Annotated in this window: 9 protein-coding genes; 1 reads left to right on the top strand and 8 read right to left on the bottom strand. The window is 42.2% G+C overall.

Going from position 1 to position 11,944, the window contains the following annotated elements:
- Positions 1–33: 33 nt before the first annotated feature.
- From uvrA to QI30_RS11610, 3 genes are all read right to left on the bottom strand, one after another.
- On the bottom strand, positions 34–2,901 hold the full coding sequence (gene uvrA / locus QI30_RS11600) for an excinuclease ABC subunit UvrA (RefSeq protein WP_126990872.1): 2,868 nt from the start codon (positions 2,899–2,901) through the stop codon (positions 34–36).
- A 5-nt stretch (positions 2,902–2,906) separates the two neighbouring features.
- Positions 2,907–4,871 (bottom strand): excinuclease ABC subunit UvrB, encoded by a 1,965-nt coding sequence (gene uvrB / locus QI30_RS11605; RefSeq protein WP_126990873.1) that lies wholly within the window; start codon positions 4,869–4,871, stop codon positions 2,907–2,909.
- Positions 4,872–4,993: 122 nt separating this feature from the next.
- The gene (locus QI30_RS11610; protein WP_020189217.1) at positions 4,994–5,221 is read right to left on the bottom strand and encodes an IDEAL domain-containing protein; all 228 of its coding nucleotides are present in this window, start codon (positions 5,219–5,221) and stop codon (positions 4,994–4,996) included.
- A gap of 189 nt (positions 5,222–5,410) precedes the next feature.
- On the opposite strand from QI30_RS11610, the gene QI30_RS11615 reads away from it, so the two are divergent.
- A complete protein-coding gene (locus tag QI30_RS11615) occupies positions 5,411–5,962 on the top strand; it encodes a competence protein ComK (RefSeq protein ID WP_020189216.1) in 552 nt (183 codons plus the stop codon).
- Between the two features lie 45 nt (positions 5,963–6,007).
- On the opposite strand, the gene prfB is transcribed toward QI30_RS11615, so the two are convergent.
- The 5 genes from prfB to QI30_RS11640 all read right to left on the bottom strand — a co-directional run bounded on the left by prfB (position 6,008) and on the right by QI30_RS11640 (position 11,925).
- A protein-coding gene (prfB, locus tag QI30_RS11620) for a peptide chain release factor 2 (RefSeq protein WP_126990874.1) occupies positions 6,008–7,112 on the bottom strand; the annotation gives its coding sequence in 2 pieces (ribosomal slippage) (positions 6,008–7,036 and positions 7,038–7,112; 1,104 coding nt in all).
- A gap of 77 nt (positions 7,113–7,189) precedes the next feature.
- Positions 7,190–9,751, bottom strand: coding sequence for a preprotein translocase subunit SecA (secA, locus tag QI30_RS11625; protein WP_020189214.1), 2,562 nt, complete (start codon positions 9,749–9,751; stop codon positions 7,190–7,192).
- 211 nt (positions 9,752–9,962) lie between these two features.
- Positions 9,963–10,589 (bottom strand): acetyltransferase, encoded by a 627-nt coding sequence (locus tag QI30_RS11630; protein WP_020189213.1) that lies wholly within the window; start codon positions 10,587–10,589, stop codon positions 9,963–9,965.
- A 100-nt stretch (positions 10,590–10,689) separates the two neighbouring features.
- A complete protein-coding gene (gene hpf / locus QI30_RS11635; protein ID WP_020189212.1) occupies positions 10,690–11,253 on the bottom strand; it encodes a ribosome hibernation-promoting factor, HPF/YfiA family in 564 nt (187 codons plus the stop codon).
- A 267-nt stretch (positions 11,254–11,520) separates the two neighbouring features.
- Positions 11,521–11,925: a PilZ domain-containing protein gene (locus QI30_RS11640; RefSeq protein ID WP_126990875.1), complete on the bottom strand. Its 405-nt coding sequence runs from the start codon at positions 11,923–11,925 to the stop codon at positions 11,521–11,523.
- Between the last annotated feature and the right edge of the window lie 19 nt (positions 11,926–11,944).

Here is an 11,944-nt window from a genome sequence, read left to right on the forward strand (position 1 = left end):
AGAGAGCCTGTCTAACAAGCTCTCAGCATTACATTATTTATCGGCTGCTTCTGCCAATTTTGACGCCATTCGCGCACGTTCACGCGATAAAATCGGTTTTAAATACTGTCCGGTATATGAACCTTCGACCTCTGCCACCTCTTCTGGTGTCCCTGTTGCGACGATCTGACCGCCGCGGAAACCACCCTCAGGCCCTAAGTCGATAATATGGTCTACTGCTTTAATAACATCTAGATTATGCTCAATCACAAGCACCGTATCGCCATTTTCGACAAGTCGCTGCAGCACTTCGAGTAAGCGCGCAATATCGTCTACATGAAGACCTGTTGTTGGTTCATCTAAAATGTAAATCGACTTACCTGTTGAGCGCTTATGTAGCTCGGAAGCTAATTTCACACGCTGTGCCTCACCACCTGATAGCGTCGTTGCTGGCTGCCCAAGCTTCATGTAGCCAAGTCCAACATCGACAAGTGTTTGCAGCTTACGTTTGATTTTCGGAATGTTTTTGAAAAATTCCGTGCCGTCCTCAATCGTCATATTAAGGACATCTGCAATGCTTTTCTCTTTATATTTCACTTCAAGTGTTTCACGATTGTAGCGCTTACCATGACATACTTCACATGGCACATAAACGTCTGGTAAGAAGTGCATTTCAATTTTAATAATACCATCGCCCTTACAAGCCTCACAGCGCCCACCTTTCACATTAAAGCTAAAGCGACCTTTTTTATAGCCACGTACCTTCGCTTCATTTGTCGTCGCATAGACATCACGAATATCGTCAAAAACGCCTGTATACGTCGCTGGATTTGAGCGTGGTGTACGGCCAATTGGCGATTGGTCAATATCGATTACTTTCTCAAGTTGCTCGATGCCTTCAATCCCTTTTGAGTGACCCGGCTTCGATTTCGCACGATTAATTTTTTGTGCCAACGTTTTGTAGAGCACTTCATTAATTAGCGTACTTTTCCCAGAGCCTGAGACACCCGTTACCGCTGTAAATACACCAATTGGAATCTCAACTGTTACGTCTTTTAAGTTATTTTCGGTTGCGCCCTTAATTTTCAGCACACGTCCGTCACCCTTACGACGCTCGATAGGTAGTGGAATAAATTTATCGCCACTTAAATAACGACCCGTAATCGATTTTTTATTTTTCATGACTTCTTCAGGTGTTCCCGCCGCAATAATTTCGCCGCCGTGATCCCCTGCACCAGGTCCAACATCAATTAAATAATCGGCCGCAAGCATCGTATCCTCATCATGCTCAACAACAATTAATGTGTTGCCGAGGTCACGCATCGATTGCAGTGTGCCAATTAAGCGCTCATTATCACGCTGATGCAGCCCAATAGAAGGCTCATCTAAAATGTAGAGAACCCCCGTTAAGCGCGAGCCAATTTGTGTGGCGAGGCGAATACGCTGCGCTTCGCCGCCTGATAAGGTCCCAGATGCACGGTTCAATGTTAAGTAATCGAGGCCGACATTATTTAAAAACGATAAGCGTTCGTTAATTTCTCGGAGCACTAAGCGTGCGATTTGGAAGTCTTTTTCGGATAGTTCTAACCCATTAAAGAATGCCTGTGCTTCTTGAATCGCGTACTGCGTCACTTCTCCGATATGCTTGCCATCGATTTTCACCGCTAAAGTTTCACGTTTTAAACGATGTCCATGACAGCTTGGACATGGTAGCTCTGTCATATATTTCTCCATTTGCTCACGAATCCAATCCGAATTCGTCTCACGGAAACGACGATCGACATTCGGTAGCACACCTTCAAATGGTGCTGTTTTTTCCCGTGTATTGCCAAACTCATTCGTATAAACGAAATGAATATCCTTTTTACCTGAGCCATTTAAAATGATGTCCATTTGTTCTTTTGGTAAATCCTTCACCGGCGTATCCATATCAATATTAAACGTGTTACATACGGTTTTTAATAACGTTGGGTAGTACGCAGAGCTCGTCGGAATCCACGGTACAATGGCATCCTCATTCAGTGATAAATCCCAGTTTGGAATGACTAAATCCTTATCGACTTTTAGCTGTGCGCCTAGACCATCACAAGTTGGACAAGCACCAAAGGGACTGTTGAATGAAAACATACGCGGCTCTAGCTCACCAATCGAAAAGCCACAAATCGGGCAGGCATGATGTTCACTAAATAATAACTCCTCAACGCCCATCACATCGACCTTCACGCGACCCTCTGCTAAGCGAAGCGCCGTTTCAAGTGAATCACTTAGGCGTGTTTCTACGCCCTCTTTCACGATGACACGGTCTACTACTGCATCAATATCATGCTTTTTATTTTTTTCAAGCTCAATGGAATCGTCTAAATCAAGCACTTCTCCGTCGATACGTACACGAACGAAGCCCTGCTTTTTCAAATCCTCTAAAATTTTCACATGCTGTCCCTTACGCCCTGACACAATCGGTGCTAATAATTGTAGCTTTGTGCGCTCTGGATATTCCATAATGCGGTCCACCATTTGCTCGACCGTTTGGGATGTGATTTCAATCCCATCATTCGGACAAATCGGCTTACCAACACGGGCAAATAATAGACGTAAATAATCGTAAATTTCCGTTACTGTCCCGACCGTCGAACGCGGATTTTTACTCGTTGTTTTTTGGTCAATCGAAATCGCGGGTGATAAGCCCTCGATTAAATCGACATCCGGCTTATCCATTTGGCCTAAAAATTGACGTGCATAAGCAGACAACGACTCTACATAGCGGCGCTGTCCCTCTGCATAAATCGTATCAAATGCGAGGGATGATTTCCCTGAACCTGACAACCCCGTCATGACGACTAATTGGTCGCGTGGAATTGTCACATCAATATTTTTTAAGTTATTTGCACGTGCCCCTTGCACGACAATCTCTGTATTTTTCAACGTAGTCATCCTTCCGCCTTTAGCTCTAAAATCGTATCCCGAAGCTCTGCTGCGCGCTCGAAATCGAGTGCCCTTGCGGCTTCGCTCATCTCTACCTCAAGCGACGCAATTAACTCGCCGCGTTCTTTTTTCGTTAATTTTTTATTTGACATATATTTATCGACCTCTTCGGCCACTTTCGTCGCGCGAATCGCATCACGAATTTCCTTATGAATTGTCGTTGGTGTCACACCATGCTCGTCATTGTAAGCCATCTGAATCGTACGACGACGTGCTGTTTCATCCATTGCCTTTTGCATCGAATCTGTTATTTTATCTGCATACATAATGACATGTCCGTTGGAATTACGCGCTGCGCGACCAATCGTTTGGATAAGAGAGCGCTCAGAACGTAGGAAGCCCTCTTTATCAGCATCTAAAATGGCGATAAGCGACACTTCTGGAATGTCGAGCCCTTCACGTAATAAGTTAATGCCGACTAACACGTCAAACGTACCTAGTCGCAGGTCACGAATAATCTCTGTACGCTCTAATGTTTTAACCTCAGAGTGTAAATACTGTACTTTGATGCCCATTTCTTTTAAATAATCCGTTAAATCCTCAGACATTTTTTTCGTTAATGTCGTAATTAATACACGTTCATTTTTCGCGATACGCTCTTGAATTTCATCAATTAAATCATCAATCTGGCCTTCAATTGGACGCACTTCGATTTCTGGGTCTAGTAAGCCTGTTGGACGAATAATTTGCTGTGCCATCTCTGGTGTATGCTCTAGTTCAAATGGGCCTGGCGTTGCTGAAACGAAAATCGCATTGTGAATATGCTTCTCAAATTCCTCAAAGCGTAGGGGACGGTTATCCATCGCAGATGGCAAACGGAAGCCGTGATCGACAAGCATTTTTTTACGCGCCTGGTCACCATTATACATACCTCGAATTTGCGGTAATGTAACATGACTTTCATCGACAATGAGTAAAAAATCATCCGGGAAGTAGTCGAGTAATGTGTACGGCGTCGCCCCTGCCTCGCGTAATGTTAAATGACGAGAATAGTTTTCGATTCCTGAGCAAAAGCCCATTTCACGCATCATTTCCAAATCGTAATTTGTACGTTGCTCAAGACGCTGTGCCTCTAATAATTTCCCTTCTTCGCGCATTGTCGCTAGCTGACCTTCAAGCTCTACCTCGATATTTTTAATCGCTTTTTGTAACTTTTCATCACGCGTAACGAAGTGAGATGCTGGGAAAATAGCGATATGCTCACGGTCGCCAAGTACTTCACCTGTCAATGCGTCAATTTCTCGAATACGGTCAATCTCGTCACCGAAAAATTCCACACGAATGCATTGTTCATCACGTGACACCGGAAAAATCTCGATAACATCGCCGCGCACACGGAATTTTCCGCGCGAAAAATCGATATCATTGCGCTCATATTGAATGTCTACGAGCTTGCGCAATAGTTGATTACGCTCGATTTCCATGCCAGGGCGCAGTGATAGCACCATTTCCTTATACTCCTCTGGTGACCCTAAGCCGTAAATACACGACACCGATGCGATAATGATGACATCCTCACGTTCAAATAAAGAAGATGTTGCAGAGTGACGTAATTTATCAATCTCATCATTAATGCTCGCATCTTTTTCGATATACGTATCCGTTTGGGGCATATACGCTTCCGGCTGATAGTAGTCATAGTAACTAACAAAATACTCCACCGCATTATTTGGGAAAAATTCTTTAAACTCACTGTAAAGCTGCCCAGCTAACGTTTTATTATGCGCAATAATAAGCGTTGGCTTTTTAATTTCTTGAATAACATTCGATACAGTAAACGTCTTCCCTGTACCCGTCGCACCTAACAATGTTTGATAGCGTTTATTCTCATGAACACCTTCTACTAATTCCGCGATAGCTTGTGGCTGGTCACCACTCGGTTTATAAGGCGCTTGTAAATCAAATTCCATCGATGTCCCTCCTCGTCAAAATCTCGTACGTACAGTGTATCATATTTCTTCCGAAAAAGCCGAACATACGTTTTCAAAGTAATCAAATAAAAGCACCCATACGAGATGGATGCTTTTATTATTTATACGGACGCACGTAGCGCATTTAATTCAGTTGTTAATTGCATAAACAGTTCCTCATCACGAGCATCTAATGCGTCATCGATTTTCTGCATATAGTATTCCTCGTATTGATCTGCATGTACATGGTTTAAAAATAAATCTAAGTAAATGTCGTTCAGTAATTCCTTACCTTGCAACCCCTGGCCTAAGTGATTTGAATCGTTTGATTTAATAGAACGGTATTCCATATGTCATCACCTCTATACCTTTTTTTCATTATATACCATCTGACATTCACATTTCAACATAAAATTTCTGAATATTTCGTATAAATATAAGGTATTTTATGTAAAAAACATAAATATATAGTATTGAAAACGTTACCATTTCCCGTATATAATGGAATTAGCTCGTAGAAGGAAGGAGTTTTGCTCATAATGAATTTAAAAATTATGGAGTTACAACATTACACTGTGTCAAAAGACTTAATGTTACTCGAACCTCGTCTCTGGAAAGGTCAGCGCTGTACCGTGGTGCATGAGCGTCACCGAAAATATGTCGTGCACGCCTCTGTCAAACGTGTCGTATCCCGTGCCTGTGCGCTATATGGTACATCCATTCAGTCCTCTACTTTATTATCGAAAGAAATTACAAAAGGAACGAAAAAGCTGCCCATCGGTTTAGGTGCCGTGCAGCCGATGATTTTAATTCCAACGGCATCTCCTTCCAATAGTCACACACAATGGGTCGTCTTTGATGCCATTCAAAACTATACCCCGGCCATCTTCAATGAATGTGACATTCAGCTCTCCAACGGCGAAACACATACCCTCAATCTCTCTTATCACAGCTTACGTACACAAATTTCACATGCTCATGCCATCGACAAATACTTTCGAACGTTAAACTTTGAACAACTCAATTCGATGTACTCCCCATTATTTTACGGTGAAGTAGCGCTTCATATGCTACTGCCCGTCGACCAATGAAAAAAGGCTTGGAACCTAGTTCGTTCCAAGCCTTTTTACTACTAGTTAAGCCATTTGCATACGTAAATACGCATTAATAAATTGATCGATGTCGCCATCCATTACCGCTTGTACATTCCCTGTCTCCACATTTGTACGGTGATCTTTCACCATCGAATATGGGTGGAAGACATACGAGCGAATTTGGCTTGACCAGCCAATTTCTTTTTGTTCGCCACGAATTTCGTCAAGATGCTCTTGTTTTTCTTCTAGCTTTAATTGATATAATTTCGCCTGCAGCATACTCATTGCTTTTGCGCGGTTTTTAATTTGTGAGCGCTCTGCCTGACAAGAAACAACTGTATTTGTTGGAATATGTGTAATACGCACAGCTGATTCTGTTTTGTTAATATGCTGACCACCGGCACCTGATGCACGGTAAGTATCAATTTTCAAATCTTCCGTACGAATATCCACGACCACTTCATCTGTAAATTCTGGCATCACATCACATGACACGAATGACGTATGACGACGACCTGCTGAATCAAACGGCGAAATACGTACAAGACGATGCACGCCTTTTTCCGCTTTTAAATAGCCATATGCATTATGACCGCGGATTGCGAGCGTTACAGATTTCAGTCCCGCCTCATCCCCTGGTAAATAATCCAATGTTTCCACTTTAAAATCATGCTGCTCTGCCCAGCGCGTATACATGCGCAGTAGCATCGTTCCCCAGTCCTGAGACTCTGTACCACCAGCACCTGGATGTAATTCTAAAATCGCATTATTTTTATCATATGGATCACTTAAAAGCATTTGTAGTTCAAATTCATCCACACGATTTTTGAAGGTATCAAGGGATTCACCAGCTTCAGCCAATAGCTCCTCATCTGGCTCCTCCTTTAATAATTCCAAGGTCATCTCTAACTCTTCCTGGTCAGATTCAAGTGAGTAAAATTCATTTACTACTTCCTTTAAGCCCTTTGATTCGTTAATAATAGCTTGCGCTTTTTGTTGGTCATTCCAAAAGGATGGGTCCAACATAATTTCATCCATTTCTTGAATACGGAACTCTTTGTTTTCTAAGTCAAAGAGACCCCCTAAAGTCTTCAATTTTTGTTGCAGTGGCATCTAGCGCATTTCGGATATCTGATAATTCTAGCATGTCGTTGTCCTCCCGTTTGTAAAATCACAAATAGGACTGTGGTCAATGGAACGCACAGCCCTATTTCTGACGATCTTTTATTCTTCAACTGCACCGTGACAGTTTTTATATTTTTTACCGCTACCACATGGGCATAAATCATTGCGGCCGATTTCTTGTTTTTTGCGAACAGGCTGACGTTTTTTCTTTTTGCCTTGGCTTTCCTCTTTCGGATTTACCGCTTGGCCTTTCGCTACTTCTTCGCGCTCTAAGTTCGAGCGAATTTCCGCTTTCATTGCGAAACGTGCAACATCTTCCTTGATTGCTTCAAGCATTAAGTTGAACATACGGAAGCCCTCTTGCTCGTATTCGTGAAGTGGATCTGTTTGCGCATACGCACGTAAATGAATCCCTTGACGTAATTGTTCCATTGCATCGATGTGGTCGATCCATTTTGAATCAATCGCGCGAAGTAAAATAACTTTTTCAAATTCACGCATACGTTCTGGTGTCATTTCCGCTTCTTTTTCGTCGTATTGCTCTTTTACAAGCGCACGTACCATGTCGATGATTTCATCTGATGTTTTACCATGTAACTCATCAATTGTCACCGAATCATCGCGTAGTAAGTTTGTATTTAAGAATGTAAGCATTGACTCGTAGTTCCAGTCATCTGGATTTTCAGCGACTGTGAATGATTGAATAGTTGATACTAATACATCATCAATCATTGATTCTACTAAGTGACGCATATCTTCTGTTTCCAATACTTCGTAGCGCTCTTTGTAAATGATTTCACGTTGTTGACGTGAGACATCATCATATTGTAATAAACGTTTACGTGCATCGAAGTTATTCCCCTCAACACGTTTTTGTGCAGATTCAACCGCTTTTGAAACCATACCTGATTGGATAGGTTGTGAATCGTCCATACCTAGACGCGTCATCATCGCTTTCATGCTGTCTGAACCGAAACGTTTCATTAAGTCATCTTCAAGTGATAGGTAGAATTGAGATACACCTGGGTCACCTTGACGACCAGCACGACCACGTAATTGGTTATCGATACGACGAGATTCATGACGCTCTGTACCTATGACAGCTAAACCGCCAAGTTCAAGCACACCCTCACCAAGCTTGATATCGGTACCACGACCGGCCATATTTGTCGCGATTGTTACCGCGCCGCGTTGACCAGCCAGTGCAACGATTTCTGCCTCGCGCTCGTTATGTTTCGCATTTAATACTTCATGTGGAATGCCACGTTTACGAAGTAGCTCTGATAATAATTCAGATGTTTCAATGGCAACCGTACCAACAAGCACAGGTTGGCCTTTGTGATGACGCTCTGCGATTTCATTCGCCACCGCAACGAATTTCCCTTGCATTGTTGCGTAGATTAAGTCCGGACGGTCATCACGCGCAATTGGTTTATTTGTTGGAATAACGACAACATTCATATTGTAAATGTTACGAAATTCCTCTTCTTCTGTTTTCGCTGTACCTGTCATACCAGACAGTTTTTCATACATACGGAAGAAGTTTTGGAAAGTAATTGTCGCCATTGTCATTGATTCATTTTGAATATCAACGCCCTCTTTTGCCTCGATTGCTTGGTGTAAGCCATCAGAGTAACGACGTCCATTCATAATACGACCCGTGAAACCATCAACGATCATGATTTCGCCGTCTTGTACAACATAATCCACATCTAAGTGCATTGCTGCATGCGCTTTTAATGATTGGTTAATCGCATGTAATAACTGGACATGTGATAAATCGAATAAGTTATCGATATTGAAGGCACGTTCTGCTTTCTCCATACCTGCTTCAGTAAGAGCTGTCGCCTTTGTTTCAATGTCGTATGTGTAGTCGCCTTCACCGTACTCCATTTTGCCTTCTTTATTTTTTGTACCTTTTGCTTGTTTTAACGTGCGCACAAACGCATTCGATTGCTTGTAAAGTGCTGCTGATTTGTTCGCTTGTCCAGAGATGATAAGTGGTGTACGCGCTTCATCGATTAATGCTGAATCGGTTTCATCGATTACGGCATAGTAAAGTGGACGCTGTACGCGCTCTTCTTTATAAAGCACCATATTGTCACGTAAATAGTCAAAGCCCAGCTCATTATTTGTGCTGTATGTGATATCACATGCATACGCCTCGCGCTTTTCATCTTTTGACATGCTGCTTAGGTTCAAGCCGACTGTTAAGCCAAGAAACTCATACAGTGGACGCATTGTTTCCGCATCACGTTCTGCTAAGTATTCATTGACCGTTACAACGTGTACGCCTTTCCCAGTAAGCGCGTTTAAATACACAGGTAATGTCCCCGTTAACGTTTTACCTTCACCGGTTTTCATTTCTGCGATATTCCCCTCATGAAGTGTAGAACCACCCATGATTTGTACGCGGTATGGATATAAGCCTAATACGCGTTTCGCCGCTTCGCGAATATTCGCAAATGCTTCTGGACGAATTTTATCTAAGTCCTCCCCATTTGCAATACGTTGTTTATAGTCTTCTGAGTTTTGTTTTAATTGATCATCCGACATTGCTGCAAATTTGTCAGCAAGTGCCTCTACCTGATCCGCCACTTTGTTTAAGTGTTTTAGTTCACGTTTATTCGGATCAAAAATTTTATTTAAAATGCCAAGCATTTATGTTCACATCCTATATAGTCTTAATCCTCATTCTGCTACTCGATACAAAAGTAACAGATTTATTGAATTATCATCATCCTGAATTCCCTCTAAATTGTATAAATCATTATACATCGCCATATTTTATTGTAATGAAAAAATGGAATTGTAGCAATGAAAAGAGCTGATTCTTCCAAAAAATTACGAACTTTGGAAGAATCAGCTTCATTTAACCTTCTTTTTCTAAGATTTTCGCCGGACAACCGACTGCTGTACACCCCGGTGGCAGATCCGCAATCACCGCAGAGCCCGCCCCAACAATCGCCCACTCACCAATTTTGCGATTTGGAATAATGGTACTATTTGCCCCAAGGCTAGCACCTGTTTCGACAACGACCTCACGTGTAATCGATGCGCCCGTTGACACATGGACATAATCTTGTAGCAAACTCTCATGCTCAACAACCGACTGCGAGTTCAAAATACAATGCTTGCCAATGACCGCGCCCGAGTTTACGACTGCTCCAGGCAGCACGACCGAGCCCGCGCCAATCTCGCTATAATGGCTGACAACCGCCTTCGGATGAATGACAATGCCATACTTCTCATCAGGAAGCTTCAAATAATCGACGAGTTGCTTGCGCACACCATTATCACTATAAGCTAAAATGACGCGCCGATGATCAATTTCTAACAGTCGTCCTACCTCGCTAAGCGGCCCTCTAAAAATATCACCATCCATTGACGGAATCGCATCCTTATCATCAAGAATCGCAAAAATTCGGTCACCACTCGCTTCGATACAATCACGAATCACACGCGCATGTCCACTATTACCAATTAAAATATAATCCATCACACCAACCCCCTTTTTCTACTAAATTCCCGAATCCGATAAAAAAACACATAAAAAATAGCCTAAAGCAAAAGCTCCAGGCTATTTTGAAAGGTTAAAGTTAGTTAGTTTCGATTAGACCGTATTTTCCATCTTTACGACGGTAGACGATATTTGTTTCGTCTGTCTCTGCATCTGTGAAGATGTAGAAGTCATGACCTAGTAGGTTCATTTGAAGGATTGCTTCCTCATCATCCATTGGTTTTAATGAGAATTGTTTCGTGCGGACAATTTGTAATTCGTCCTCAGCCTCTTCTACAGCAGGTGCTCCTGTTTCTGTTGCTGGTGCAGTGGCGAAGTATAGACCAACACCCTCGCGATCACGGAACTTACGATTGACTTTCGTTTTGTGTTTGCGAATTTGACGCTCTAACTTATCTACGATTGCATCGACACCGGCATATAAATCATCGTTACGTTCCTCAGCACGTAATGTTAAGCGCTTCATAGGAATCGTCACTTCGACTTTTGTACGTTTGTCGTTGTAGATTTTTAAGTTAACGTTAGCTGTTGCGTCCATATCGTTGTTAAAGTAGCGTTCTAATTTAGAAATTTTACTCTCAACGTACTCGCGAATTGCTGGAGTTACCTCAATGTTTTCACCACGAATGTTAAATGTTAGCATGTAAACTCCTCCTTTTTGAACTCCATCATGTAGAATAATTGATGGATGTCTACCTGTGACTTTATCATACAAATCAATGTTGGGTAGACGTAGCCCCCGTACTATTTACGGTTGTTATAATGCTATATTCTACAGTTCCCCTGCAAAGTCCTTCTTAAACGTTAAAATATTTAAAATATTTTTCAAAATATTTTTTAAATATAGAAAAAAGAACGCTTTTCGTGTCAAAATACGCGATTTTTCACAATCGGCATTAGTCTTTTTCTTCTATTTATCGTTTGCGACTTCCTGCTTACGACGCAGTTTCAAATCTTCAATAATGCTTTCTTGCATACGATCATCAATAGTTAGACGTACGCCATATGTATACGCCCCGAAACTATTAGGACGATCCCATACCGTCTCGCCTGACACATCAAACGTGCGCTCATGAATGACGAAACGCAGGATTAGCTTGCATTCATCCACATCCTTCGGTAAAGCGCGCTCAAAGCCAATGCGCAAGCCACGCGGACTAATATCAATAATTTCCCCGTGCGCCTCTAATGCCGCATCACGGTCTGGGTGCTTCACAAGGCACACCAATTGAATTGGATAAACCAATTTATGTCGAAATGATTCCTTACGTTTATATTCCATAGTAGACGCATTGCAGAAAGCCTTTGTCTGCAACGCTACGCCCCCCCTTCAC

Source organism: Candidatus Kurthia intestinigallinarum (genome assembly GCF_003991225.1).
GTDB classification, from domain to species: Bacteria; Bacillota; Bacilli; order Bacillales_A; family Planococcaceae; genus Kurthia; species Kurthia populi.